Source organism: Nonomuraea sp. NPDC003709 (assembly GCF_040610775.1).
Lineage (GTDB): Bacteria > Actinomycetota > Actinomycetes > Streptosporangiales > Streptosporangiaceae > Nonomuraea > Nonomuraea angiospora_A.
Map to the genome: position 1 here is coordinate 22,255 of NZ_JBEXMW010000020.1, position 24,031 is coordinate 46,285.

At 70.7% G+C, this 24,031-nt stretch carries 26 protein-coding genes; 14 read left to right on the plus strand and 12 right to left on the minus strand.

The features are described 5' to 3' along the window. The first annotated feature begins 107 nt into the window (after positions 1-107). The 5 genes from ABZX61_RS45145 to ABZX61_RS45165 are packed head-to-tail and all read left to right on the plus strand — an operon-like array spanning position 108 to position 5,824. On the plus strand, positions 108-1,922 hold the full coding sequence (locus ABZX61_RS45145) for an ABC transporter substrate-binding protein (protein ID WP_355204050.1): 1,815 nt from the start codon (positions 108-110) through the stop codon (positions 1,920-1,922). Further along, the gene (locus ABZX61_RS45150) at positions 1,919-2,971 is read left to right on the plus strand and encodes an ABC transporter permease (RefSeq protein WP_350741876.1); all 1,053 of its coding nucleotides are present in this window, start codon (positions 1,919-1,921) and stop codon (positions 2,969-2,971) included. The genes ABZX61_RS45145 and ABZX61_RS45150 overlap by 4 nt, the downstream gene beginning before the upstream one ends. Then, complete coding sequence (locus tag ABZX61_RS45155) at positions 2,968-3,849, plus strand: ABC transporter permease (protein WP_350741878.1); 882 nt, start codon at positions 2,968-2,970, stop codon at positions 3,847-3,849. The genes ABZX61_RS45150 and ABZX61_RS45155 overlap by 4 nt, the downstream gene beginning before the upstream one ends. After that, a complete protein-coding gene (locus ABZX61_RS45160; RefSeq protein ID WP_350741880.1) occupies positions 3,846-4,820 on the plus strand; it encodes an ABC transporter ATP-binding protein in 975 nt (324 codons plus the stop codon). The genes ABZX61_RS45155 and ABZX61_RS45160 overlap by 4 nt, the downstream gene beginning before the upstream one ends. After that, on the plus strand, positions 4,817-5,824 hold the full coding sequence (locus tag ABZX61_RS45165; RefSeq protein ID WP_355204054.1) for an ABC transporter ATP-binding protein: 1,008 nt from the start codon (positions 4,817-4,819) through the stop codon (positions 5,822-5,824). The genes ABZX61_RS45160 and ABZX61_RS45165 overlap by 4 nt, the downstream gene beginning before the upstream one ends. Here ABZX61_RS45165 and ABZX61_RS45170 read toward each other — a convergent pair. Together ABZX61_RS45170 and ABZX61_RS45175 are read right to left on the minus strand one after the other, a co-directional pair. Next, complete coding sequence (locus ABZX61_RS45170; RefSeq protein ID WP_355204057.1) at positions 5,821-6,468, minus strand: response regulator transcription factor; 648 nt, start codon at positions 6,466-6,468, stop codon at positions 5,821-5,823. The two genes, ABZX61_RS45165 and ABZX61_RS45170, sit on opposite strands and share 4 nt — an antisense overlap. Next, complete coding sequence (locus ABZX61_RS45175; RefSeq protein ID WP_350741886.1) at positions 6,465-7,562, minus strand: histidine kinase; 1,098 nt, start codon at positions 7,560-7,562, stop codon at positions 6,465-6,467. Before ABZX61_RS45175 ends, ABZX61_RS45170 begins: the two co-directional genes overlap by 4 nt. Before the next feature lie 109 nt (positions 7,563-7,671). Here ABZX61_RS45175 and ABZX61_RS45180 point away from each other — a divergent pair, with 109 nt between their 5' ends. Next, positions 7,672-8,748 carry an alpha/beta hydrolase gene (locus ABZX61_RS45180; RefSeq protein ID WP_355204060.1) on the plus strand — a complete coding sequence of 359 codons (1,077 nt, stop codon included), beginning with the start codon at positions 7,672-7,674 and terminating at the stop codon, positions 8,746-8,748. Here ABZX61_RS45180 and ABZX61_RS45185 read toward each other — a convergent pair. Continuing rightward, positions 8,709-9,533, minus strand: coding sequence for an NAD(P)H-binding protein (locus ABZX61_RS45185; RefSeq protein ID WP_355204063.1), 825 nt, complete (start codon positions 9,531-9,533; stop codon positions 8,709-8,711). The two genes, ABZX61_RS45180 and ABZX61_RS45185, sit on opposite strands and share 40 nt — an antisense overlap. A 61-nt stretch (positions 9,534-9,594) precedes the next feature. Continuing rightward, on the minus strand, positions 9,595-10,773 hold the full coding sequence (locus ABZX61_RS45190) for an FAD-dependent monooxygenase (RefSeq protein WP_355204066.1): 1,179 nt from the start codon (positions 10,771-10,773) through the stop codon (positions 9,595-9,597). Between the two features lie 73 nt (positions 10,774-10,846). Here ABZX61_RS45190 and ABZX61_RS45195 point away from each other — a divergent pair, with 73 nt between their 5' ends. Further along, positions 10,847-11,413, plus strand: a complete 567-nt coding sequence (locus tag ABZX61_RS45195; protein WP_355204069.1) for a TetR/AcrR family transcriptional regulator — start codon at positions 10,847-10,849, stop codon at positions 11,411-11,413. Positions 11,414-11,421: 8 nt separating this feature from the next. On the opposite strand, the gene ABZX61_RS45200 is transcribed toward ABZX61_RS45195, so the two are convergent. Genes ABZX61_RS45200 through ABZX61_RS45210 form a run of 3 tightly spaced genes read right to left on the minus strand, consistent with a single transcriptional unit; the run spans position 11,422 to position 13,020 of the window. Beyond that, positions 11,422-12,060, minus strand: a complete 639-nt coding sequence (locus ABZX61_RS45200; RefSeq protein WP_355204072.1) for a maleylpyruvate isomerase N-terminal domain-containing protein — start codon at positions 12,058-12,060, stop codon at positions 11,422-11,424. Positions 12,061-12,079: 19 nt separating this feature from the next. Beyond that, entirely contained in the window at positions 12,080-12,394 is a 315-nt protein-coding gene (locus ABZX61_RS45205) for a multidrug efflux SMR transporter (RefSeq protein ID WP_355204075.1), read from the minus strand. Next, positions 12,391-13,020, minus strand: coding sequence for an NAD(P)H-dependent oxidoreductase (locus tag ABZX61_RS45210; protein ID WP_355204078.1), 630 nt, complete (start codon positions 13,018-13,020; stop codon positions 12,391-12,393). The genes ABZX61_RS45205 and ABZX61_RS45210 overlap by 4 nt, the downstream gene beginning before the upstream one ends. Positions 13,021-13,092: 72 nt before the next feature. Between ABZX61_RS45210 and ABZX61_RS45215 the strand changes: the two genes are divergently transcribed. Continuing rightward, on the plus strand, positions 13,093-13,653 hold the full coding sequence (locus ABZX61_RS45215) for a helix-turn-helix domain-containing protein (RefSeq protein WP_350741902.1): 561 nt from the start codon (positions 13,093-13,095) through the stop codon (positions 13,651-13,653). Here ABZX61_RS45215 and ABZX61_RS45220 read toward each other — a convergent pair. The 3 genes from ABZX61_RS45220 to ABZX61_RS45230 form a co-directional block, all read right to left on the minus strand. Next, positions 13,634-14,362, minus strand: coding sequence for a nucleotidyltransferase domain-containing protein (locus ABZX61_RS45220; protein WP_355204081.1), 729 nt, complete (start codon positions 14,360-14,362; stop codon positions 13,634-13,636). The genes ABZX61_RS45215 and ABZX61_RS45220 overlap by 20 nt on opposite strands. Positions 14,363-14,442: 80 nt before the next feature. Beyond that, positions 14,443-15,381 carry a ribose-phosphate pyrophosphokinase gene (locus ABZX61_RS45225; RefSeq protein WP_355204084.1) on the minus strand — a complete coding sequence of 313 codons (939 nt, stop codon included), beginning with the start codon at positions 15,379-15,381 and terminating at the stop codon, positions 14,443-14,445. A 58-nt stretch (positions 15,382-15,439) separates the two neighbouring features. After that, positions 15,440-16,069 (minus strand): HAD family phosphatase, encoded by a 630-nt coding sequence (locus ABZX61_RS45230; RefSeq protein ID WP_350741907.1) that lies wholly within the window; start codon positions 16,067-16,069, stop codon positions 15,440-15,442. Between the two features lie 146 nt (positions 16,070-16,215). Between ABZX61_RS45230 and ABZX61_RS45235 the strand changes: the two genes are divergently transcribed. Further along, positions 16,216-18,015: an alkyl sulfatase dimerization domain-containing protein gene (locus tag ABZX61_RS45235; protein WP_355204087.1), complete on the plus strand. Its 1,800-nt coding sequence runs from the start codon at positions 16,216-16,218 to the stop codon at positions 18,013-18,015. Between the two features lie 51 nt (positions 18,016-18,066). Here ABZX61_RS45235 and ABZX61_RS45240 read toward each other — a convergent pair whose 3' ends face one another. Together ABZX61_RS45240 and ABZX61_RS45245 are read right to left on the minus strand one after the other, a co-directional pair. Then, on the minus strand, positions 18,067-18,552 hold the full coding sequence (locus ABZX61_RS45240; protein ID WP_350741911.1) for a hypothetical protein: 486 nt from the start codon (positions 18,550-18,552) through the stop codon (positions 18,067-18,069). Positions 18,553-18,586: 34 nt separating this feature from the next. Continuing rightward, on the minus strand, positions 18,587-19,996 hold the full coding sequence (locus tag ABZX61_RS45245) for a cytosine permease (RefSeq protein WP_355204090.1): 1,410 nt from the start codon (positions 19,994-19,996) through the stop codon (positions 18,587-18,589). Between the two features lie 67 nt (positions 19,997-20,063). On the opposite strand from ABZX61_RS45245, the gene ABZX61_RS45250 reads away from it, so the two are divergent. From ABZX61_RS45250 to ABZX61_RS45270, 5 genes are all read left to right on the plus strand, one after another. Then, positions 20,064-21,458 (plus strand): MFS transporter, encoded by a 1,395-nt coding sequence (locus tag ABZX61_RS45250; protein WP_355204093.1) that lies wholly within the window; start codon positions 20,064-20,066, stop codon positions 21,456-21,458. A 113-nt stretch (positions 21,459-21,571) separates the two neighbouring features. Beyond that, a complete protein-coding gene (locus ABZX61_RS45255) occupies positions 21,572-21,946 on the plus strand; it encodes a hypothetical protein (protein ID WP_355204096.1) in 375 nt (124 codons plus the stop codon). A 64-nt stretch (positions 21,947-22,010) separates the two neighbouring features. Next, complete coding sequence (locus ABZX61_RS45260) at positions 22,011-22,415, plus strand: hypothetical protein (protein WP_355204099.1); 405 nt, start codon at positions 22,011-22,013, stop codon at positions 22,413-22,415. 108 nt (positions 22,416-22,523) lie between these two features. Continuing rightward, positions 22,524-23,069 carry an RNA polymerase sigma factor gene (locus tag ABZX61_RS45265; protein ID WP_355204102.1) on the plus strand — a complete coding sequence of 182 codons (546 nt, stop codon included), beginning with the start codon at positions 22,524-22,526 and terminating at the stop codon, positions 23,067-23,069. Further along, positions 23,066-24,016: a hypothetical protein gene (locus ABZX61_RS45270; protein ID WP_355204105.1), complete on the plus strand. Its 951-nt coding sequence runs from the start codon at positions 23,066-23,068 to the stop codon at positions 24,014-24,016. Before ABZX61_RS45265 ends, ABZX61_RS45270 begins: the two co-directional genes overlap by 4 nt. The last annotated feature ends 15 nt before the right edge of the window (positions 24,017-24,031 follow it).

Below are 24,031 nucleotides of genomic sequence, written 5' to 3' on the forward strand. Positions count from 1 at the left end.
AAAAGGAAACGAGAATGAAACAATTTTCCGCAGCGCGTTGACACGCGGACTCTCTATGGTGTGCCTTCTTCTACACAGGAAAACCCCCGCCTGAAGGTGAGGCACATATGAGGAAATGGATCGCGCGCCTGGCAGCGCTGGGTGTCGCGCTGTTAGTGGCGGGTCAGGGTGCGACAGCCGCCCATGCCCAGGAGCCGGCGGCGGGGAAGAAGGTACTGCGCGTCGGGGCCACCCAGTCGATGGACTCGATGAACCCGTTCCTGGCGGTCCGCCTGGTCTCGACCTCGATCCACCGCTGGATGTACGGCTTCCTCACGGTGCCCGACTCCAAGACGCTGCAGCCCAGCCCGGACCTGGCCGAGTCGTGGACCACGACGCCCGACGGGCTCACGTGGACGTTCAAGATCCGTGCGGCCAAGTGGTCGGACGGCAAGCCCGTCACGGCCGATGACGCGGCCTGGACGTTCAACAAGATCATGACGGACGAGGCCGCCAAGACGGCCAACGGCCCGGCGGTCGAGAACTTCGAGAGCGTCACCGCCAGCGGCCAGGACCTGACGATCAAGCTCAAGTCGCCGCAGGCGTCCATGCTGGACAACCCGATCCCGATCATGCCCAAGCATGTCTGGGAGTCGGTCACCGACATGGCCAACTACGACGCCGAGAAGTACCCGGCCGTCACCAGCGGCCCGTACATCGCGATCGAGCACAAGAAGGACCAGTACGTCAAGCTGCAGGCCAACCCCAACTACTGGCGGGGCAAGCCCAAGATCGACGAGCTGCAGGTCATCTTCTACGACAACCCGCAGGCCGCCGTCGCCGGCCTCAAGAACGGCGACATCGACCTGCTCGGCCGCATGTCCCCGGCCGAGTTCGAGGCCATCCAGAACGACCAGAACATCGAGGCCTGGAACACCCAGGGCCGCCGCGCGGCGTACCTGCAGATCAACCACGGCGCCACCACCACCGACAACAAGCCCGTCGGTGACGGTCACCCGGCTCTGAAGGACGTCAAGGTCCGCCAGGCTCTGCACTACGCCATCGACAAGCAGAAGCTGGTCGACGAGGTCCAGAACGGCCTGGCCAAGCCCGCCGACGGCTCGATCGTGCCGCCGATGTTCAAGGACTTCTTCTGGGAGGCCACGGGCGACGAGAAGGTCAGCTACGACCCCGCCAAGGCCAACAAGATCCTCGACGACGCCGGCTACAAGAAGGGCTCCGACGGCATCCGCACGATGCCCGACGGCAAGCGCAAGCTGGAGTTCCGCTTCAGCATCCACACCGACACCCCGGTCGAGGACAAGCTCGCCGAATACCTGACGGGCTTCTTCAAGGAGATCGGCATCACGCTGACCACCAAGAAGGTCGACTCCAGCAAGTTCTCCGAGGAGACGGGCGTCACCGCTCTGTTCGACATCGCGATCAGCGGCTGGTCGGTCAACCCCGACCCCGAGGAGGTCCTGGCCACGCACCTGTGCAGCCGCAGGCCGGCCCCGGGCGGCGAGGGCGGCGGCACCGAGTCGTTCTTCTGCGACGAGACCTTCGAGAAGCTCTACCAGGAGCAGCTGAAGGAGCTCGACCGGCCCAAGCGCGCCGAGACCATCAAGAAGATGGAGGAGCGGCTCTACACCGAGGCCCCGGTCATCGCGATCTACTACCCGAACGACCTTGAGGGCTACCGCAAGGACCGGGTCACCAGCATCACCCCGATCCCCGAGGACAAGGGCCTCCTGTACGGCGGCAGCGGCTACTGGCCGTTCTACACCGTGGACGTCAAGGCCGCGGCGGCGAGCGGCGGCAGCGGCGGCGGCGGCTCCAACACCGGCCTCATCGCCGGCATCGTGGGCGGCGTCGTGGTCCTCGGACTGGCCGGCTTCTTCCTGAGCAGGCGGCGTAAGAGCGTCGCAGACGAGCGCGAATGACCACTCCGCTAGAAGCAGCAGAGCCCGCCGTCCAGGCGGCGGGCCCTGGTGATGAGCGCTCCACCGGCCGCGGCACGCTGCAGTACGCGCTGTCCAAGGCCGGTGGGGCGCTGTTCAGCATCGCCATGGTGATCGTCGGGACGTTCTTCGTGTTCCGGCTGCTGCCCGGCGACCCGGTGCGCAACCTGGCGCAGGGCCGCAACATGACGCCGGACCAGCTCAACCTCGAACGCCACCGGCTCGGCCTGGACAAGCCGGTGCTCCAGCAGTTCTTCGACTTCGTGGGCAACACGCTCAGGCTCGACCTGGGCACGTCCTACGAGTACAAGCGGCCGGTCCTGGACCTGATCGGCGAGCGCATCGGCCCGACGCTGCTCCTCGCGGGCACGGGTCTGGTCATCGCCGTCAGCCTCGGGATCTGGCAGGGCACGCGGTCCGGATGGCGGCCGGGCACCAAGTTCGACCGCTTCTCCACCAGCGTGTCGCTGGTGCTCTGGTCGGTGCCCACGTTCTGGCTGGGACTGCTGCTGATGATGGTGCTCGGCGTCGGCATCGGGCCCATTCCCGGCCTCTTCCCGTTCAGGGGCATCGAGAGCGTGGACGCGCCCGACGGCTTCGCGTACGTGCTGGACGTGGCCTCGCACATGGTCCTGCCGTGCCTGACCCTGGTGGGCGTGGTCTACGCCCAGTACCTGCTGATCATGCGCTCGTCGCTGCTGGAGGAGGTCAGCCAGGACTACGTGACCGTGGCCAGGGCCAAGGGACTCCGGGACGACGAGGTCCGGCGGCGCCACGCGGTGCCCAACGCGCTGCTGCCCACGGTGACGCTGGTGTTCATGCGCATCGGCTTCGTGGTCGGCGGCGCGGTCACCGTGGAGACGATCTACACCTGGCCCGGACTGGGGCAGCTGTTCTACCGCGCGATCAAGGTGCCTGACTTCACGCTCATGCAAGGGACGTTCCTGCTGATCACCGTGGCCGTGATCCTCATGAACACGCTGGCCGACGTGGTCTATCACATGCTCGACCCGAGAGTGAGGTCGGCATGACCAGCGTCGCCGCGGCCCGCAGACGGCTCGTCCTGAGCCGGTTCTGGGCCGAGTTCCGCACCCACCGAGCAGGCCTCGCCGGGATGGTGGTCCTGCTCATCGCCGTGGTGTTCGCACTGATCGCGCCGCTGTTCATCGACGAGGGCGTGACCAGCGTCGTCGATGCCACCGGGGGCAAGTTCGCCGCGCCGAGCCTCGGCTTCCCCTTCGGGACCGACGAGTCCGGCCGCTCGATCCTGCTGATGATCTGGTGGGGCTCGCGCACGTCGTTGCTCATCGGCTTCCTGGCCGCCCTGCTCAGCATCGTGATCGGCACGGTCATCGGCATCGCCGCGGGGCACTTCCGCGGTTGGGCCGGCGGCACGCTCATGCGGGTCACGGACTGGTTCCTGGTGCTGCCCTCGCTGGTGACCGCGCTGGTGCTGGCGGCCATCCTGGGCGGCACCACGTTCACGGTGATCATGGCGATCGCGGTCACCTCCTGGCCGTCGACCGCCCGCCTGATCAGGGCGCAGACGCTCGCCGTGGAGGCCCGGCCGTACATCGAGCGGTCGAAGGCGCTCGGCGGCGGGCACTGGCACATCACCACCCGGCACGTGCTCCCCAACGTGGCGCCGCTGCTGCTGGCCAGCACCACGCTGGAGGTGGCCAGTGCGATCGTCACCGAGTCCACGCTGGCCTTCCTGGGCGCCAGCGCGAACAAGACGTCATGGGGGACCATGCTGCGCTCCTCCTACGACTACGGCGCGGCCACGCAGGGCGCGTGGTGGTACATCCTCATCCCCGGTCTCGCCATCCTGGCCGTCGTCATGGCGTTCACCCTCGTCGGGCGGGCGCTGGAGGCCGTGCTGAACCCGCGGCTCAGGAGGGCGGCATGACCCTGCTCGAACTCGATGATGTGTCGGTGACGTACCGCATCGCCTCGGGCGAGGTGCCCGCCGTGCGCGGTGTGTCGCTGACGCTCGACTCCGGGGCGGCACTCGGAGTCGCCGGCGAGTCGGGATCCGGCAAATCGACGTTGGCCATGGCGCTGATGCGGCTCCTGCCCCGCGACGCGCGCGTCGGTGGCCGGATCCTGCTCGACGGCGAGGACGTGCTCACCATGAAGTGGGGCCGCATGCGCGCCGTACGGTGGGCCGAGGCCTCGATCGTGTTCCAGGGCGCGCAGCACGGGCTCAACCCGGTGCGCAGGATCGGCGACCAGATCGCCGAGCCGCTGCTCGTCCACGGCCTGGCCAAGCCGGAGGCCGCCCGCAAGCGCGTGGCCGAGCTGCTCGAACAGGTCGGCCTGCCCACCTGGCGGGCCCGCAGCTACCCGCACGAGCTGTCCGGCGGGCAGCGGCAGCGCGTGATGATCGCGATGGCGCTGGCCTGCTCGCCCCGGCTGATCATCGCCGACGAGCCGACCACCGCGCTCGACGTGATGGTGCAGGCCCAGGTCCTGACGCTGATCAAGGAGCTGGTCGCCGAGCACGGCATCTCACTGATCATGATCTCGCACGACCTGTCGGTGCTGGCGGACGTGTGCGGGCAGCTCGCGGTCATGTACGCGGGCCGCGTCGTCGAGTACGGGCCGTCCGCCGAGGTGTTCCACGACGCCAAGCACCCCTACAGCCGGGCGCTGGCGGCGGCGTTCCCCACGGTCGGTGACCCGGCCTCGCGGCTGGCCCCGAAGGGCCTCGGAGGCGACCCGCCCGATCCGATGCAGCTCCCGGGCGGCTGCTCGTTCCACCCGCGCTGCCCGGTCGCGCTGGACGAATGCGCCACGCTGGACGTGGAGCTGTGGCCCGCGGGTGAGCGCCGTACCGCCGCTTGCGTGCACGTACGCGAGAAGGAGGGGGCCTCATGACCGAGACGCAGACCACCGCCGAGGCGGTCTCGACGGCCCGGCCGAGCCTGCTGGAGGCCCGCGACCTGCGCGTGGAGTTCTCCTCGCGCGGCCGCCGCGCCAAGGCCGTGGACGGCGTGAACCTGGCCGTCGGCGAGGGCGAGATCGTGGCCCTGGTCGGCGAGTCGGGCTGCGGCAAGACCACGCTGGCGCGCACGCTGCTCGGCCTCGAACGCCCCACCTCGGGCGAGGTCCGCTACGGCGGCACCGCCCTGGACTACGGCTCCAGGGCGCTCAAGGCGTACCGCAGGCAGGTGCAACTCGTCCTGCAGGACCCGACCGGCTCGCTCAACCCCAGGCACACCGTGTACGAGGCGGTCGCCGAGGGGCCGCGCATCCACGGCCTGCCGGACGAGCGGGAGGTCGTGGCCGAAGCCCTGTCCAGGGCTGGGCTGCGGCCGCCGGACCGGTTCTTCCTGCGCTACCCGCACGAGCTGTCCGGCGGGCAGCGGCAGCGCGTGGTGATCGCCGGGGCGCTGGCGCTGAACCCGAAGGTGCTGATCGCCGACGAGCCGGTGGCCTCGCTGGACGCCTCCGTACGCGGCGAGATCCTGGCCCTGATGCTGCGGTTGCGCGACGAGCTGGGGCTGTCGGCGCTGGTCGTCACCCACGACCTGGGCCTGGCCTGGAACATCGCCGACCGGGTGGCGGTCATGTACCTGGGCCGGATCGTCGAGTCGGGGCCGGTGGAGCAGGTGCTGACCGCGCCGCGGCACCCGTACACGCAGGCCCTGATGTCGGTGCTGCCGGAGTCTCCCGAGCGGGTGGTGCTGACCGGCGAGCCGCCGGACCCGACCCGGATCCCGGGCGGGTGCCGCTTCCACGCCCGCTGCCAGGTGCTCGCCTCCGGGAAGGCGGCCGAGGCGGGGGTGGACGCCAGGTGCCGTTCGGAACTGCTGGACATCCTGCCGGCCGTGCCCGAGGCCCAGGCGGCCTGCTACTACGCGGACGCCCTCGACGCTTAGCCCAGGTCGGCGTCGTGGACCAGGATGGCGGCCTGCACGCGGTTGGCCAGGCCCAGCTTGGCCAGCACGCGGCTGACGTGCGCCTTCACCGTCGCCTCCGTCAGGCGCAGCTCGCGGCCGATCTCGGCGTTGGACAGGCCGCGGGCGACGGCCCTGATCACGTCCTCCTCCCGCCCGGTGAGCCGGTCGAGCTGCCTGCGTGCCACCTCGGCGCGGGAGGGGGCGCGGTTGGCGTACGACGCGATCAGGCGCTTGGTGACCGAGGGCGAGAGCATGGCCTGGCCGCCGGCGACCGTGCGGACGGCGGCGGCCAGCTCTCTCGGCGGGGTGTCCTTGAGCAGGAACCCGACCGCGCCCAGGCGTAGCGCCTCGTGCACGTACTCGTCCAGGTCGAACGTGGTCAGCATGATCAACTTGGGCGCGTCCGGCTCGGACAGGAGTTGCGCGGCGGCGGTCAGGCCGTCCATGCCCGGCATGCGGACGTCCATCAGCACGACCTCGGGCCGCAGCCGCCGCACGGCAGAGACGGCCTCGGCGCCGTCGCGGGCCTCGCCGGCGACCGCGATGTCGCCCGCCGCCTCCAGGATCAGCCGCAGCCCCGAACGGACGAGCTCCTCGTCGTCCACGACGAGCACCCTGATCATGCCGGGATCCTGGCGCTCACGAGGAAACCGCCGCCGTCCTGCGCGCTGGTACGCAGCGTGCCGCCGAGCAGCTCCACCCGTTCCCGCAGGCCCACCAGGCCCCAGCCCGCGCCGGGCAGCTCCCCGGGCGGCTCCTTGGGCGCCTCGTTGCGCACCTCCACCTCCAGCTCCTCGGGCCCGTAGCGGATGAGCACGTCCGTGGCGGCGTCGCCCGCGTGCTTGTGCACGTTGGTCAGCGCCTCCTGGACCACCCGGTACGCCGTCCGCTCCACGGTCGGCTCGACCGGCCGCGCCTCGCCCTCGTCGTGCCTGGTCACCGCGATGCCCAGGGCACGGGACTGGTCGAGCAGCCGGTCGAGGTCCCCCAGGGCGGGCGGTGGCCGGAGCGGAGGGTTCTCGGGCGTGCGCAGGACGCCGAGCACGTCGCGCAGGTTCGCCAGGGCCTCGCGCCCGATCCCGCCGATCAGGGCGGCGGCCCGCTCGGTCTCCTCGTCGGACGCCCGCATCTCCAGCGCGCCCGCGTGCAGCACCATGAGCGAGACCCGGTGCGCGACCACGTCGTGCATCTCCCTGGCGATCCTGGCCCGCTCCTGCGCCCTGGCCTGCTCGGCCCGCATGACCTGCTCGTGCTCGCGGCGTTCCGCACGCTCCCTGGCCGCGTCCCGGCGGGTGCGTACCAGGAGGCCGAGTGCCAGCGGCAGCCCGATCACGGCCAGCGCCAGGATCAGCGCGTTGCCCGTGGTGGCGGTCATCAGCTCGTACGGGCCGCTCCGCCCCGCGCCCGCGAGCGCGGCGACCCCGCACACGGCCAGGCAGCCGCCGAGGTAGGCGGCCAGGCGGCGCCCGCTCAGGGTCAGGCCCGCGAAGTAGGAGGCCACCAGCAGCGGCGGCCACATCACCAGCCACACGTAGCCGACGGCGCCCACCGCGGCCAGCGGCCACCAGGACCGCCGCGCCTGCCAGGCGGCCAGGCCCGCGACCGCGGCGACCGCGACGAGCACCGGGAACGGCAGGCTCGACGGCACCCCGATCTGCCCCTTCACCACGAGCAGCGAGGCCGCGAACACACCTGCGCCGAGCAGCACGAACCGCATGCCTCACAGCGTATGGGCCACCCGGAAAGGGACATTACGACGAAAGTAGTAAGAGCCGATCGACGATCGGGGCGTCCCGGGCGGCGGCCTCCGGCACCAGCCTGGGCCCATGCGTAAAACCCTCGCGACAGTCGCGATGTCCTTCGCCGTCCTCGCCGGAGCCGCTCCGGCGCAGGCGGCCGACCTCGCCCTTCCGAAGCCGACCGGGCCGCGGCCCGTCGGCACGACCAGCCTGCACCTCGTGGATTCGAGCCGCCCCGACCCCTGGAACCCCGAGGCGTCCCGGCGGGAGCTGATGGTCTCGCTCTGGTACCCGGCCAGGAGGGCCGTGGGGCGGCCCGCGCCGTACGTGACGCCCCAGGAGTCGGCCGCCATCGTGAAGGGCTTCCCGGGAGTCTCCCCGGACGCGCTCACGAAGACCAGGACGTACGCCAGGCTCGACGCCCCCGTGAGAGGGGGCAGGCTGCCCCTGGTCGTCATGTCGCCGGGCTTCTCCTTCCCGCGCGCCACCCTGACCTCGCTGGCCGAGGAGCTGGCGAGCAGGGGATACCTGGTGGCGGCGGTGGAGCACACGTACGAGTCGGTCGCGACCACGTTCCCCGACGGCCGGACCACCACCTGCCTGGCCTGCGTGAAGGGCCAGGACAACGTCAAGGTGGCCGCGAGCCGGGTCAAGGACGTGCGGTTCGTGCTCGGCGAGCTGGTCAAGGGCCGGTGGGGCAAGGCGATCGACCGGTCGAGGATCGCCATGGTCGGCCACTCCATGGGCGGGTACGCCACCGCCCAGACCATGCTGGCCGACACCCGGATCAAGGCCGGCGTCAACCTGGACGGCACGTTCGCGCTGGACGAGCCGCTCGACCGGCCGTTCATGCTGGTCGGGGTGCCGGGGCACGCCCCCGGCTACGGCTCCTGGGACAAGGCCTGGGTCAACTTGAAGGGCTGGAAGCGCTGGATCACGGTGGCGGGGACCGACCACTCGGCGTTCGTCGACTACGCGGTGCTCAGGCCGGCGCTCGGTCTGCCCGCGCAGGAGCTGGACGGCGCGCGGGCGCTGCGGATCACCCGCGCTCATCTGGTCAGCTTCCTCGACCTGCACCTGCTCGGTAAGCGGACTCCGGCCGAGGGCTATCCCGAGGTCACCGATCACACCCGGAACGCGTCGGCGTTCTCCGAGGCCCACTGAGCGAAGCCGCGCGCGTCCCGGCCGGTGATCTCGCGCACGGTCGGGACCACCGTGTAGCCCTCCTCCGGGGTGTTGCCCAGGGCCTGGACGAGGAACTCGATGGTCTGCTCGCCCATCCCGTCGGCGGCCCACTTGGCCCGCGCCTCGTCCACGGTCAGCTCGACGTACTCGACGTGGCTGCCGATCGTCGTCCCCAGGATCTCGACCTTCTGCCTGAGCGTGATCGCCTCGGGCCCCGTCAGCACGTACGTCCTGCCGCCGTGGCCGCCCTCGACCAGCACCGTCGCGGCCACGGCGGCGATGTCGCGCTCGTGCACGAGGGCGCTCAGCCGGTCGCCGAACGGCTCCTTGATGACGCCTTCCGTCTTCACCGTCTGCGCCCACCAGCGCAGCGTGTTGGACATGAACTCGACCGGGTGCAGCAGCGTCCACTCCAGGTCGGTCGCGGCCAGCGCCTGCTCGAGCGGGCCGTCCTCGCGGCCGCCCAGGACGGTGACCCGTCGCACGCCCGCCTTGACGGCCAGCTCCACGATCGCGGCGCCGTCCGGCAGGGGCGCGTAGTCGTCGCCCGCGAAGTTGATGAAGTGCGCGCCGGTGACGCCCTCGAAGGCGTCCTTCAGCGTCTCGGGCCGGGCGAGGTCACCGGCGACGACCTCGACGTTCTCGGGGAGTCCGGCCTTGGCGGGGTTCCTGGTCAGGGCGCGTACGTGCTGCCCGGCCGCGAGGAGCTCCTCGACGACGAGACGGCCGACGGTCCCGGTGGCTCCGGTGACGAGGATGGTCATGGCGAACCCCTTTTTCTTCGGAACGGAATGTTCTGCTCTTACTATAGCAGAACGGAACGCTTCATTCCGAATAATTCTTGAGCGAGATGGCGTTCGCGGCGCGGTGGATGGGGCCGGCGATCCTGTCGATCATCCGGTCGCGGCCGGGCAGGTGCGGGAGCAGCCTGATCATCCTGGTCTGGAGCCAGGCGGCCAGGGACGAGCCGATCACCATGCCCTTGACGTTGGCCGGCCCGAGCGCCTGGTTGGCCTCGACGAACTCGCGCATCTCGCGCTCGTAGCCCTCCGTCCCGCCGCCGCCGGCCAGCTCGCCGGCCAGCACGTACGCGCCCACGAGCGCCAGGCTCGTGCCCTGCCCGGCAGCCGGCGAGGCGCAGTACGCCGCGTCGCCCACCAGCACGACGCGCCCCGTGGACCAGCGGTCCATGTGGATCTGGGTGACCGAGTCGAAGTAGAAGTCCTTGGCGTCGCGTACGGACTCCAGCAGCGCGGGCACCTCCCAGCCGACCCCCGCCATGGCCTTCACCAGCAGCTCCTTCTGGCCCTCGACATCGCGGTGGTCGTAGGCCAGCGGCTCGGACGACCACATGAACAGCGCCTTGGCGCGGGTGTCCTGGCGGGTGCTGTAGACGTTCGCGGTCCGGCCGGGGGCCACGTGCACGGCCTCCTCGCGGTCCAGGCCCAGGGTGTTGGGGACGGTGCAGATGGAGATGTAGTAGCCGAGGTCGCGGGCGTACCGGGACTCCTCGCCGAAGGCGATCCTCCTGGTGTTGGAGTGCGCGCCGTCGGCCCCGACGACCAGGTCGAACCTGCGGGGCGCCGAGCGCTCGAACGTCACCGTGCCGTCCGCCGCGATGCCCGTGACGGAGTCGTCGAAGACGTACTCGACGTCGTGGCGGGTGAGGTCGTACAGGAGCTCGTTGAGGTCGCCGCGCATGATCTCGGCGTCGTCGCCCGTGCGCCCGCCGAACAGGTCGGCGTCCATGGTCGCGATCTTCCTGCCCCTGGCGTCGTAGTGGGTGGCGATCCGCATGTCCGTGCGCGCCGCGCGGACCGCCTCCATGAGGCCCATGCGCTCGATGACCTGGAGGGCCACGCCCCGGATGTCCACCTTGTAGCCGCCCTCGCGGATCGCGGGGGCCCGCTCGACCACGGTCACGTCGAAGCCGTGCCGCCTGAGCCAGTACGCGGTCGCGGTGCCGGCGATGCTTGCGCCTGAGATGAGGATGCTCTTCGTCATAGCCCTGACGGTACACATGTCTCAGACGCTTGTCTAGGACGAATTTTCAAGACATTTGTGCTAGGCTGCGAGCATGGGAAACAGGGAAGATCTGCTGGCCGGGGCCAAGCGATGCTTGATCGAGAAGGGCTACTCGCGTACGACGGCGCGCGACATCGCCAACGCGTCCGGGGTGAGCCTGGCGGGCATCGGCTACCACTTCAAGTCGAAGGAGGCGCTGATGAACGAGGCGCTCTTCGAGGCGATGCGGGAGTGGGGAGACGACCTGGCGCAGACCCTGACGGCCGACGTCAAACCGGATGCCACGCCGCTGGAGCGGTTCGAGACGGCCTGGGACCGGGTGGTGGAGTCGTTCACCCGCCTGCGGCCGCTGTGGCTGACGCAGTTCGAGCTGCTGGGGCAGATCGACCACCTGCCGGAGGTGCGCGAGCAACTGGTGCAGGCCACCGGGGAGGCACGGCTGGGGCTGGCCGAGCTGTTCGAGGGGGTGGAGCCGGGGGGTGATCCGGAGCGTGAGCGGCTGGCGGGGACGCTCTACCAGGCGCTGCTGACGGGCTTCCTGTCGCAGTGGCTCCTCGACCCGGGCAGCGCCCTGTCGGGCCGCGAGGTCGTCACGGCCCTGCGCTCATTCGCTTCCTGACGAGACGGTCAGAAGGCGCTGATGGTGGCGGGGGCGCGTTCGGTGCGGCTGAGCGTGCGGATGACCGCCGTGGCCCCGTGCCGGTGGACGGCCAGCCGGGCCAGGAGCTCGACCACGGGATCGATGATCGAGGACGGCAGCTCCGGCGTGTCCAGCCCCACGCTCGCCGCCAGGTCGTCCGAGTGCACGACCAGCTCCACGAGCCGCGTGAGCAGGAAGTCGTCGAGCCTCAGTGACCAGCCCGTCCACGGCAGGTCCACGACCCGGTCGTCGGGTTCGGCGGGCAGGGCGGCGGTCAGCAGGTCGAGCAGCTCCTGCGTCCGGTCCACCAGCGCCCCGGGCCCGTCCGCGGCGGCGGCCTGGCCGCCGCGCCTGACGCTCACGTTGCTCTCGTGGTCGAGCCCCGCCTGCACCCACGGCGACCTCGAATAGTGCTCCAGGAGCCCGACCGGCTCGCCGGCCACCCCGTCGGGGGCGAGCACGTCACGGGCGCGGACGAGCTGGTGGGCCAGGTGTCCCGCCAGCCCCGCGACGCTGAACTCGGTCAGCGCGCTCGGCTTGTCCCAGGCCGCCGCCACGGCGGGATCGCGCAGCAGCGAGACCGCCGACGTCGCGGCCACCAGATAGGACTGCCTGATTTCCCCCATTTGCCGCCCTTCCCCTGGTTTAGGTGGTAACTCGCGCCAAGACTATCCCTCCGACAATCAGGCCGAGCGCCGCCATCCGGCCGACCGAGACGGGGTCGCCGTTGAGCGCGATGCCCAGGGTGATCGCGCCGACCGCGCCGATGCCCGTGAAGACGGCGTACGCGGTGCCGACGGGAAGCGTGTTCATCGCCCGGGACAGCAGCCAGACGGCGGCGGCCATCAGGACGAGGGACACGAGCGTGGGCACCGGCCGGGTGAAGTTCTGCGTCGGTTTGATGCTCTGCGACCACGCCACCTCGACGAGTCCGGCGAGGAACAGGACGATCCAGTTCACCGGGCCGCCTCCTTGAGCGCCGCCGCCAGGGACTGCTCGTGGCTGTCGCGCAGGTGCGCCAGGGCCGGGTCGAGCCGCGCGTTGACCAGCTCCGCGTGGATGAACGTCACGTCCTCGACCCTGAAGTGCCCCTTGAAGAAGTCGCGCAGGTAGCGCTCCTGGTGGTCGTAGGGCTCGCGGGGCGTGCCCGGCCCGTACGCGCCGCCCCGCGCGCTCGTCACCACGAACGAGCGGCCTTCGAGCGACATCTTCGGGAACGTGATCTGGTCGAGCCAGGCCTTGAGCGAGGAGGGGATCGAGTAGTTGTACATCGGCGTGCCGATCAGGATCACCTCGGCCGCCACCACCTCGTCGAGCAGCGGCTCCACGACGGCCCACGCCTGCTGCCGGGCAGGCGTCCGCACCGCCTCCCGATAGCGCGAAATGTCGGTGATCTCGTGTTCGAGGATGTGGTCGCAGAGCTCGGTCCACGCCTCGCCGATGTGCGGCACGGGCTGCGCGGCCAGGTCCCGGTACGCGTACCCGCGATCGGGATGCGCGGCCCGCCACGTGTCGGCGTACACGGCGGACAGTCTGCGCGAGAACGACGACGCCCGGCGCGCGCTCGCGTCCAAATGCAGCAACATGGTCTCTCCTTGAAGTGGACACGCTGTCCACTTCAATATAACCGGACGCCGTGTCCAGATACAATCGGACACATGGAGAGAGCCGACGCCGCGCGGAACCGCGCGCGCATCCTGGAGGCGGCCGCGCAGCTCTTCGCGGAGCGGCTCCCGCAGGACGTGACGATGGACGACATCGCCAAGAAGGCCGGGGTGGGCCGGGGCACGCTCTACCGCCGCTACCCCGACCGGGCGTCGATCGCCGTCGCGCTCCTCGACGAGCATGAGCGGGCGCTGCAGGAACGGCTGCTGCGCGGCGACCCGCCGCTCGGCCCGGGAGCGCCGCCCGCCGAGCGGCTCGCCGCCTTCTACGCCGCGATGGTGCGCCTGCTGGAGGACCACCGGCACCTGGTCCTCGGCTCGGAGGTGGGCCGCTCGCGCTTCGAGACGGGCGCGTACGGTTTCTGGCGGGCGCACGTGCGCGCGCTCCTGGTCGCGGCCCGCACTCCGGATCCCGACGCGCTGGTGGACGTCCTGCTCGCGCCCCTGGCCCCCGAGGTGTACGGCTACCAGCGCTCGGTGCTCGGCCTGACCCCGGAGCAGATCACGCGGGCGCTGGCCGAGCTCACGGCGACCCTCAGGTCAGGGCCTTCCTGATGGCGGACCTGAGGAACGCGCGGGCCAGCCTCCCCCTCCTGAACCGGCTCAGCACCGGCCGCGCCGTGCCGTACCTGCGTGCCCGGATGTCGGCCACCACGTTCTCCGGCGCCCCGAGCTCGGCGAGCACGTCGAGGGCCTCCCGCTTGCTGATCATCCGCCCTTCCCGCAGCGTGACCGTGGCCCGGGCGACCGTGAGCAGGCCCAGGTCCACCCAGATGTCGCGCAGCCAGCGCCGCCGGGCCCGCGTCTTGACGAGCCAGTAGTCGCGCAGGTCACCGCGTACGAAGTCGGTCAGCTCCTCGTCCGACACCGGCGGCAGCAGCCCGGCGGGCGGCGGGCCGTACAGCTCCAGGGCCCCTTCGTGCAGCTCGCGGCGGGTGACCGCGTTGACGGGACGGCGGAAGATGCGCTCGTGCGCCCAGGTCACGTGCTCGACCGAGGGGTCGGCCAGCTCTTCCCTGGCCAGGTACGAGCAGTGCAGGTGCGCGGACAGCGGCCCGTCGAGCGCCCGGTGGACGGCCTTGATCCGGCGCCACTGCTCCATCGTCACCGGGGCGTCGATGACCGCGATCAGATCCAGATCGCTGCGGCCGGGCTGATAGTCATCGGTGGCGAGCGAACCGTGTGCCCATAAGGCGACCAAGGGCACGGCCGGCTCGACGCCCCGGAGAAAGTCGCTCAGCAGTCGTTCGGTGGCCGCGTGCATACTGGTCACTATGATCGATAAACCGCCGAGTGGGAAAGCCGCGCAGATCACAGCGGTTCCGCGCGGCTCCGGTCAGATCGTCACGACGCGTTGAACAGCGCGCTCACCGACTCCCCGTCGTGGATGCGGCGCATGGCCTCGGCCAGCGCGGGCGCGATCGACAGCACGGTGAGCTTGTCGCTGGGCTTGGGCGACGGCACGGTGTTGGTGCAGACGATCTCCTCGACCTCCGGCAGCGCGCTCAGCCGCTCCACCGCCCCGCCCGCGAACAGCCCGTGCGTGCAGGCCACCCGCACCGAGCGGGCCCTCCGCTCGCGCAGCCGGTCGAGCAGCTCGATGACCGTGCTGCCCTTGGCGATCTCGTCGTCCAGGATGATCACGTCCTTGCCCGTGACGTCGCCGATCACGGAGCTGATCACCACGCGGTCGTCGCTGAAGCGCTGCTTGGCGCCCATGGCGACGCCGGTGCCGAGCAGTCGGGCGAAGTGGGCGGCCTCCTTGGCGTTGCCGAGGTCGGGGGAGACGACGACCGTGTTCGACAGGTCGTACTGGCGGAAGTGCGCGGCCAGCTCGCGCAGCGCGTGCAGGTGGTCGACGGGGACGCTGAAGAAGCCGTGCACCTGCGGAGAGTGCAGCGTCATGGCCAGCACCCGGCTGGCGCCCGCGGCCACCATCAGGTCGGCGACCAGCCGCGCGCCGATCGAGATGCGCGGGGCGTCTTTCTTGTCCGACCTGGCATAGGCGTAATGCGGCAGGACCACAGTGGTCCGCGCCGCGGACGCGCCCCGCGCCGCGTCCAGCATCAGCAGCAGCTCGACCAGATGCTCCTGTACGGGCGGCACGAGCGGCTGGATGAGGAACACGTCGCGTTCACGGCAGTTGGCCTGGAGCTGTACTTCGAGGACGTCGTTGGCGAAGCGCTCGATGCGCACCGGGTGGAGTGGCGTACCCAGATGCCTGCAGATCTCTTCAGCCAGCTCAGGGTGGGCGCTTCCAGAGAAAACCGTGATGTCTCGCACGATTCCGTAAGCATAGCCACCCGGCCTCGGCGTTCGCGTGAGCGACCCGGGGGTGCGGTCAAACGAGCAGCAGATCGGCGGTCAGCTCGTCGAGGCCGGGCAGGACGCGCCAGGCCAGGGCCAGCGCGTCGGGAGCGGGCGGGTAGTGCGGGTGCGGCACGGCGATCACGCGCATGCCCGCCGCGTGCGCCGAACGCAGCCCGTTGCTCGAATCCTCCACCGCCACGCACTTGCGCGGGTCCGCCCCGATCCGCCGGGCGGCCTCGAGGTATCCGTCGGGCGCCGGCTTGCCGCGGGCGACCTCCTCGGTCGAGACCGTGGCCGCGAAGCACTCCTCGAGCTCGGCCGCGTCCAGCACCACGTCGATCAGCCTGCGCGGGGACGAGCTGGCCAGCCCCAGCGTGACGGCATCGGACAGCCGCCGCACCGTCTCCACCGCCCCGGGCATCAGCGGCACCCCGTCGCGGTAGCGGGCGGCCATCTGGTCCACCACACCCCGCGCGATCTCGTCAGGAGGCATCGACACCCCCAGCGAGTGCAGGTACGCGGCCCACTCCCCGGTGCTCATGCCCATGAGCCTGGACTGCGTGTCGGGCTGCCAGGTGCCGCCGTGTTCGGCGACGAACGCCCGGCGCACCTCCTCCCACACGGGCTCGGAGTCCACCAGCACGCCATCGAGGTCGAACACGCACGCTTCCACCCGACCAGCCAACCACACGGCCCCATCACTCGGCGCCGAGGAGCCGGGCCAGGCCTGTCCGTATTGCCCTAGATTCATGCTATTAGGGGTGTTTATTGAGCTATCTGGAGTGATTCCCGGGCACTCGGTTAGACATGGCAGACCTTCCATTTCACGACAAGGACGACTTCGCGGACGCCGACCGCGGCTTCATCGCGAAGCTGAGTCCGGCAGTGATCCAAGCGGCCGACGGCCGGGTCATCTGGGACAACGACTCCTACGACTTCCTCCAGGGGGAGTGCCCGGCGACGGCCCATCCCAGCCTCTGGCGGCAGGGCCAGCTGTGCGCCAGGCAAGGTCTGTACGAGGTCGCAGAGGGCGTCTACCAGGTACGCGGCCTGGACCTGTCGAACATGACCCTGGTCGAGGGCGAGCGCGGCGTCCTCGTGATCGACCCGCTGATCTCCACGGAGTGCGCCGCCGCCGCGCTCCGGCTCTACCGCGAGCACCGCGGCGACCGCCCGGTCACCGGCGTGGTCTACACGCACTCGCACGTCGACCACTTCGGCGGCGTACGCGGCGTCACCGGGGGAGGCGTGCCGATCCTGGCCCCGGAGGGGTTCATGGAGCACGCGGTGTCGGAGAACGTCTACGCGGGCCCCGCCATGACCCGCCGGGCCGTCTACATGTACGGCCCCGCCCTGCCCCGCTCGCCCGAGGGCCAGATCGGCTGCGGCCTCGGCATGACCAACTCGACGGGCACCGTGTCGCTCATCCCGCCCACGACGGACATCACCCGTACCGGCCAGGAGGAGACCGTCGACGGGATCCGGATGCTCTTCCAGCTCACGCCCGGCACCGAGGCCCCCGCCGAGATGAACTTCCTCTTCCCCGACCGCCGCGTCCTGTGCCTGGCCGAGAACGCCACGCACAACCAGCACAACGTCATCACCCTGCGCGGCGCCATGGTCCGCGACGCCCGCGCCTGGGCGCGCTACCTGAACGAGGCCGTCACGCTGTTCGCCGACCGGGTCGACGTCGCCTTCGCCTCGCACCACTGGCCCACCTGGGGCCGCGACGGCATCGTCCGCTTCCTCGAACAGCAGCGGGACATGTACGCGTACCTGCACGACCAGACGCTGCGGCTGCTCAACAAGGGCCTGACCGGGCCCGAGATCGCCGAGGCCATGCACATGCCGCCCGAGCTGGAGCAGGCCTGGCACACGCACGGCTACTACGGCTCGGTCAGCCACAACGTCAAGGCCGTCTACCAGCGCTACCTGGGATGGTTCGACGGGAACCCGGCACATCTGTGGGAGCACCCGCCGCGGGAGAGCGCCGTCCGGTACGTCGACTGCCTGGGCGGCGGCTCGGCCGTGGTCGCGTTCGCCAGGCGCTACATCGACGAGAACGACCTGCGCTTCGCCGCCCAGCTGCTCAACCACGCCGTCTTCGCCGACGAGGGCAACAAGGAGGCCCGCGACCTGCTCGCCGAGGTCTACACCCGGCTCGGCCACGGCGCCGAGAACGCCGTGTGGCGCAACTTCTACCTCATGGGAGCCCTGGAGCTGTCGGACGGCATCGTGCCCGCCACCGTGGACGCCGGCTCGCTCGACCTGCTCGCCGCGCTGTCCGTGGAGCAGATCTTCGACTCGCTCGCCATCCGCGTGGACGGGCCGCGCGCCTGGCACGAGCGGCTGTCGATCGACTGGTACCTGACCGACCTGGGGGAGCGGTACCGTACGACGCTCTCGAACGGCGCGCTCATCCAGCAGCGGGAGCCCGCGGACGAGAGCGCCGACCTGACGCTGCGGCTGACGAAGGACCAGCTCGTGGGGCTGCTGGCGGGCAAGGGAGTCGGGGGCGTGGAGCGCGAGGGGGACACGGGGGCGCTGCAACGGCTGGTCGCCGTCCTCGACCACGCGACACCCGACTTCGCCATCGTCACGGCCTGAGCCTCTGTCCTCGCTCGGGCCGTCACGACACGAGCCTTCGCCGGGCTGCCGTCACGGCCTGAGCGAGGGCTCTTGCTCGGGCCGTTCGACCTCGTGGCGCAGCGCTTTGCAGGCCAGCGCCAGCAGCGTCACCACCGCGGCCCCGATGCCCGGCCCGAGCACCAGCGGCAGGGTCAGCTCACCGGCGTGCCACACCGCCGCCAGGATCGCCGCCGAGGTCAGCACCGCCACCCCGAACATTGCCCCCCACAGCGGCAGCACGTCCAGGTACGCGAACAGCAGCGGGAACGCCAGCCACACGAAGGGCGGCGCCGCCACCGCCAGCACCACCCATCCGGCCGTCACGAGCCCGAGCCACACGACCCGCAGCCCTCCGGACGTCAGCGGACCGGCGGCATAGGCGAAGCCGAGCACCAGCCCCCCGACGGCCACGGCCACCTGGTCCTCGCGCAGCGAGCCCACCACCGCGGGCACCAGAAGCCCGCAGGCCGTGGCATGCACCGCCCACCGCAGCAACCGCGACGGAATGTCCATCATTACTCACCAAGAGTAACCTCAGGACTCGGCGCCGTCACGCCTCGCGGCGCCGCCCGGTGAAGATGGTGATCAGGAAGTACAGCAGCCCGGCCAGCACGAGGGCGATGACCACGCCGATGTTCGCCCCCCCGAACGTGCCCGTCTTCATCTCGTCGCTCATCAGGAAGCCGACGATCCTGGCGATGTTCGGGTCGCCCGAGGTGATCAGCCCGAGGCCCACGGCCGACGCCACGACCAGCGAGACCAGCCCGGCCCAGTTGAGCGCGGGCGCGCCCGGCCGCAGCAGCCGCTCGTCGTACGCCCTGCCGCCCGCGCGCAGCCGCCACATGTCCACCAGGAAGATCGCCACCCAGGCCGCCATCACCACCCCGATGATCGCCAGGAACGCCTGGAAGGTGCCGAGGAAGCTGCTGGACACGAACAGCAGGTAGTAGCCGCCGAGCACCATGAGCACGCCGTCGATCAGCACCGCGTAGTGCCGCCTGACCGGCACGCCGAGCGCCAGCATCGACAGCCCGGACGAGTAGATGTCCATGATCGCCCCGGCCAGGAAGCCGCCGATGGCGGTCAGCAGGTACGGCAGCAGGAACCACGTCGGCAGCGCCTGGGCCAGCGCGCCCACCGGGTCGCCCCCGGCGGCCTCGGCCAGCTTCGGATCGCCGCCCGCCAGCAGCACGCCGAACACGAGCAGCACCATGGGTGGCACCGCGCCACCCAGCGTGGTCCACAGCGCCACCGACCTGGCCCGGGAGTTCGAGGGCAGGTAGCGGGAGTAGTCGGCGCCGCAGTTGACCCAGCCCAGGCCCAGCAGCGTCATGGCGAAGACGACCCCGCCGACCCACTCGCCGGGACCCGCGTCGCTCTTCAGCGCCCCGCCGAGCTTCGGCACCATGAGGGCCATGTAGACGATGGTCAGCACGACGAACGCGTACGTCAGGTAGCGCTGGACCGCCATGATCAGGGCGTGGCCGTACACGCCGACCGCGATCACCACGACGGCCGCGACGGCGAAGCACACGGCGGTGGCCGTGGTGGCGGGGACGCCGGGCGCGAGCCGCGCGAGGATCGCCGCGCCGCTCTGCGCGGAGAGCGTGACGAGCACGATCTCCCAGCCGACGTTCGAGATGTAGGAGAAAACGGCGGGCAGCTTGTTCCCCTGGTACCCGAACGGCGCCCGTCCCAGCGTCATCGTCGGCACGCCCGACCGCGTCCCCGCGACCGCGACCAGGCCCACCAGCAGGAACGACAGCGCGTACCCGACCGCCCCGGTGATGATCGCGGGGATCACGCCCAGACCGAGACCGACCATGTACACGCCGAAGGCGACACCGAACAGGGAGAGGTTGGAGCCGGCCCACGGCCAGAAGAGGTCTCCCGGCCGGCCGTGCCGCTCGGCCTCGGGGACCGCGTTGATGCCGTTCTGCTCGACGGTCATCGTGTCCATGATCGGACGTTACTCGCCCCATACCCGGTAAGAGAACCCTTGGACGGTCGGTGAGAGTCTGGACGGCATGAGCGCGGAGACCACCGGGTTCGACAGGCGGCGGCATGCACTGGCCGTGTGCCTGGTGTCGGCGTTCATGACCGGACTGGACGTGAGCATCGTCAACGTGGCGCTGCCGTCGATCCGCGCCGGCCTGCACGCGACGGCGGACGGCCTGCAGTGGACGGTCTCCGGCTACGCGCTGACGTTCGGCCTGCTGCTGGTCCCGGCCGGGCGCATGGGGGACGCCAGGAGCCGCAGGACGCTGTTCATGTGGGGTGTGGCGCTGTTCACGCTCGCCAGCGCGGCGTGCGGCTTCGCCTGGGACATGAAGGTGCTGATCGCGGCCAGGCTCGTGCAGGGCATGGCCGCCGGAACGGTGAACCCGCAGGTGTCGGGGCTGATCCAGCAGATGTTCGCGCGGCACGAGCGGGGCCGGGCGTTCGGCGCGCTGGGCGCCACCATCGGCCTCTCCACGGCCGCCGGGCCGCTGATCGGCGGCGCACTGGTCACCCTGTCCGGGCCCGAGCTGGGGTGGCGGTGGGTGTTCCTGGTGAACGTGCCGATCGGGCTGGCCCTGCTGCCCCTGGCCTGGCACGTCCTGCCGGCCCCGCGCCAGGACGTGCCGCGGCGGCGGGAGAGCATGGACCCGGTGGGCGTGCTCCTCCTGGGCGTCGGGGTGGCGGGCCTGCTGCTGCCCTTCATCCAGCGCCACCAGTGGGAGGGGAACGCCAAATGGCTGATCATCCCCGCCTCGCTCCTGATCCTGGGCGGCTTCGTGACATGGGAACGGTTCTACCGCCGCGAGCCTCTCGTGGACCTGGCGCTGTTCAGGAAAGGCTCCTATCGCCTCGGCACGGCCATTGGGCTGTTCTACTTCGCCGGATTCACCGGCATTTTCTTCATCTTCACCCTGTACCTGCAGAGCGGCCTCCATTACAGCCCCCTGCTGGCGGGCCTGTCGATCACGCCGTTCGCCCTCGGCTCGGCGTCGTCCAGCGTGGTGGGCGGGCGGCTGGTGTCCCGCGCGGGACGCCGCGTGGTGGTCATCGGCCTGCTCACGGTGATCGCCGGCCTGGCGGCGACCATGGCCGCCACCGTGCTGGTGCCGGGGCCCGGCGCGGGCCTGGCCACTGCCCTGCCGCTGCTGGTCGCGGGCATCGGCAGCGGCCTGGTCATCTCGCCCAACCAGGCCATCACCCTGTCGGAGGTGCCGCCCGAGGGCGGCGGGAGCGCGGCGGGGGTCCTGCAGACGGGCCAGCGGCTGGGCTCGGCGATCGGCATCGCGACGGCCGGCTCCACGTTCTTCGGCGCGCTCGGCGCGGACTGGGCGACCGCCTTCCGTCACGGCCTGGCGGTGGTCCTGCTGTTCATCTTCCTCTCCCTGGTGGCCGCCGTGTACGACCTCGCCCGCCCGCGTTAGCGCCTCCGCTCGGGACCCCTCCCGGCGCATGCCTTGTAGAAAGGCCTCACCCCCTGCGGCCGGGCCACGCGAGCACGGCTTACCGGGCCGCAACAGCCGACGAAAGGGAGACCATGCACCCCCGGAAGGCCATCACCGCCCTGACCCTCGCCTGCGCGCTGGTCGCGACGCCGGCCCTCACCGCGACCCCGGCCGCCGCCTCCGCCCCGAACCTGCGGGCCTGTTACGACGGGAAGTGTAAGTTCACGTTCACGAGGGCCGTGAGCTTCCGCGTCTCCAGCGCGTACGGCCTAGGCAGAGTGCGCGTCTCCAAGGAGTTCATGGGCGGCCTCTTCAACCAGGACATGGTCGTCGTGCGGGCCCCCGGCCTCACCTCGTCACTGGGGGAGGGTGCCAGGGGGGAGTTCCGGTACGGGAACAAGCGCACGCTCAACTTCCGCGTGCTGTCGATCACCGACCGGGGGGCGACGATCCGCTTCGAAGGATGACCAGGCGTCCCGTTCGCCGGGTCGGCTAGGCTTCGCCGCGGGGGTGGGCACCATACGAACGAGATTGCGCAAGCTCCGCGCGGGTGGGCGGGAGTTCGTGTGGAAGGGCGAGATCCACCACGTGTCCGGCGGGCGCGACTGCCACAGATGTGTCCGCCTGCGGGTCTGGGGCGCGGGGAAGAACAGCCGCGTGCTCCAGGCGGACCTGCTGTCGAAGGCGGTCCTGCCGTGGGGCTGCGCGAGCGACAACTCCTACCCGACCCCGAAGGACGTGCGGGAGGTCATCGACCATGCGCTGACGCATGGCTGGGACCCCGACACCGCCGGCGGGGTCTTCGTCCTGAGCGAGGACGAGCACGCCGCCGCGTTCGAGCTGACCGATTTCCTCCTCACCGACCGCCTCAGAGACGAGGGGGCGCCGGACCCGACCACCCGCGTGCTCAGCGCCTTCGAACGCGCGACTGACTGAGCTCCCTCGAACTTTCTCCGCTCTGACGCGAAATGATGGCCCGCCTCCCTACATAGGCACAGATGTCCGTACATCGCACTATGAAGGAGCCAGGCATGGGGATGCCTCGTGGATGAGGAACGGGCCAGGTTCGAGTCCGTCTACCAGGAAACGTACGGCCTGATCACGGCGTACGCGGCGCGCCGTTGCGACTCCCCGCAGGATGCGGCGGACGTGGTGGCAGAGACCTTCGCCGTCGCCTGGCGGCGGATACACGACCTCCCGGACGGGGAGGAAGCCACGCTGTGGCTGTACGGCACGGCACGCAAGGTGCTGGCCAACCACTATCGCGGCGAGGTCCGCCGTCAGGCGCGCAGCGTGGAGCTCGACACCGAGATGGCCGATCTGTACGGAGCCTCGCCCGACAGCGGGGTCGAGTTGTCCGCGATCGCGCACGTCTTCCGGAACCTGTCCGACGACGACCGCGAGCTGTTGGCGCTGGTCGCGTGGGAGGGCCTGGACCGGCAGGAGATCGCCGGCGTGCTCGGCCTGTCGCGCAACGCCGTACGCATCAGACTGCACCGCGCCCGCAAGCGCTTCGCCCGCGCGCTGGCCGAGGCGGACGTCCGTTTCACGTCGGAGAGCCGGCTGATCCCGGCGGAGAGGCAGCTGTGAAGAACACCGACGACATCGACACGATCACCCGCTCACTGGCCCGAGTGGAGCCGGGCCGGCCAGGGGGGCAGGCGTCCGACGCGGGGGCGCGGACGCTGCTGGCCTCGATCACCGCCACCGAACCCGGCCCGCCCGCGGCTCGCCCACGCCCGTACCGGGCCCGGCGCCTGTTCCTGGGGCTGGCCGTGGCGGCCACACTCGCCGCGGGCATCGTGGTGGGGCAGGGCTTGCTGCGGACCGGCGTGCCGCCTTCGTACGCGGTCACCAAGGACTCCGACGGCGTCGCGTACGTCAAGCTGCGGGATTTCCGTGACGCCGCGGGGCTGACGAGGCAACTGCAGGAGCTCAACGTCCCCGCCATCGTCGACTACGTGCCTCCGGGCAAGATGTGCCGGGAGCCGCGCGGGACCCACGTCGAGGACATCCCCCGGGGCCTGTACTCCGTGCCGGAGAACATTCCCGGAGAAGAGGGGCGCGGCTGGCAGATGCGGATCGACACCAAGCTGTTCAAGCCCGGCCAGACCTTCGTCTGGACGATTGGAGAAACGCTCACCACCACCATCCTGATGACCGGCCCGGTCGGGCCGTGCGTCCTGGAGGACAGGCCTGTTCAAAAGGAGGTCAAGCCCGACTACCGGCGGGCAACCGTGAAGGGCCGCTCGCTCGCCGGGCTCCGGGTGGACGAGAAGACCGTCGGCGAGGTCCTGCCCGAGCTCAGGAAGCGCGGACTGAAGGTCACCTTCCTGATCATGGAGATCGCGCCGGGTAACCCTGGCGGCTTCGGCGAGGGCCCCACGCGGACCACTCCCGTGGGCGACGACTGGGTCGTCTGGGAGGCGGAGGAGTCCATCCGCGAGCCCGGGCTGATCCGCCTGCTCGTCACCGACAAGCGTTACGACCGCAACCCTGTCTACGGCGGTCCACGCGACGACGTCATCAAGGAATAACGCTTCTTGATCGGC

Bases quoted from the DNA above. Each gene is read 5' to 3' on its own strand.
- ABZX61_RS45145 (WP_355204050.1), top strand. From the start codon at position 108: ATGAGGAAATGGATCGCGCGCCTGGCAGCGCTGGGTGTCGCGCTGTTA.
- ABZX61_RS45150 (WP_350741876.1), top strand. From the start codon at position 1,919: ATGACCACTCCGCTAGAAGCAGCAGAGCCCGCCGTCCAGGCGGCGGGC.
- ABZX61_RS45155 (WP_350741878.1), top strand. From the start codon at position 2,968: ATGACCAGCGTCGCCGCGGCCCGCAGACGGCTCGTCCTGAGCCGGTTC.
- ABZX61_RS45160 (WP_350741880.1), top strand. From the start codon at position 3,846: ATGACCCTGCTCGAACTCGATGATGTGTCGGTGACGTACCGCATCGCC.
- ABZX61_RS45165 (WP_355204054.1), top strand. From the start codon at position 4,817: ATGACCGAGACGCAGACCACCGCCGAGGCGGTCTCGACGGCCCGGCCG.
- ABZX61_RS45170 (WP_355204057.1), bottom strand. From the start codon at position 6,468: ATGATCAGGGTGCTCGTCGTGGACGACGAGGAGCTCGTCCGTTCGGGG.
- ABZX61_RS45175 (WP_350741886.1), bottom strand. From the start codon at position 7,562: ATGCGGTTCGTGCTGCTCGGCGCAGGTGTGTTCGCGGCCTCGCTGCTC.
- ABZX61_RS45180 (WP_355204060.1), top strand. From the start codon at position 7,672: ATGCGTAAAACCCTCGCGACAGTCGCGATGTCCTTCGCCGTCCTCGCC.
- ABZX61_RS45185 (WP_355204063.1), bottom strand. From the start codon at position 9,533: ATGACCATCCTCGTCACCGGAGCCACCGGGACCGTCGGCCGTCTCGTC.
- ABZX61_RS45190 (WP_355204066.1), bottom strand. From the start codon at position 10,773: ATGACGAAGAGCATCCTCATCTCAGGCGCAAGCATCGCCGGCACCGCG.
- ABZX61_RS45195 (WP_355204069.1), top strand. From the start codon at position 10,847: ATGGGAAACAGGGAAGATCTGCTGGCCGGGGCCAAGCGATGCTTGATC.
- ABZX61_RS45200 (WP_355204072.1), bottom strand. From the start codon at position 12,060: ATGGGGGAAATCAGGCAGTCCTATCTGGTGGCCGCGACGTCGGCGGTC.
- ABZX61_RS45210 (WP_355204078.1), bottom strand. From the start codon at position 13,020: ATGTTGCTGCATTTGGACGCGAGCGCGCGCCGGGCGTCGTCGTTCTCG.
- ABZX61_RS45215 (WP_350741902.1), top strand. From the start codon at position 13,093: ATGGAGAGAGCCGACGCCGCGCGGAACCGCGCGCGCATCCTGGAGGCG.
- ABZX61_RS45220 (WP_355204081.1), bottom strand. From the start codon at position 14,362: ATGCACGCGGCCACCGAACGACTGCTGAGCGACTTTCTCCGGGGCGTC.
- ABZX61_RS45235 (WP_355204087.1), top strand. From the start codon at position 16,216: ATGGCAGACCTTCCATTTCACGACAAGGACGACTTCGCGGACGCCGAC.
- ABZX61_RS45240 (WP_350741911.1), bottom strand. From the start codon at position 18,552: ATGATGGACATTCCGTCGCGGTTGCTGCGGTGGGCGGTGCATGCCACG.
- ABZX61_RS45245 (WP_355204090.1), bottom strand. From the start codon at position 19,996: ATGGACACGATGACCGTCGAGCAGAACGGCATCAACGCGGTCCCCGAG.
- ABZX61_RS45250 (WP_355204093.1), top strand. From the start codon at position 20,064: ATGAGCGCGGAGACCACCGGGTTCGACAGGCGGCGGCATGCACTGGCC.
- ABZX61_RS45255 (WP_355204096.1), top strand. From the start codon at position 21,572: ATGCACCCCCGGAAGGCCATCACCGCCCTGACCCTCGCCTGCGCGCTG.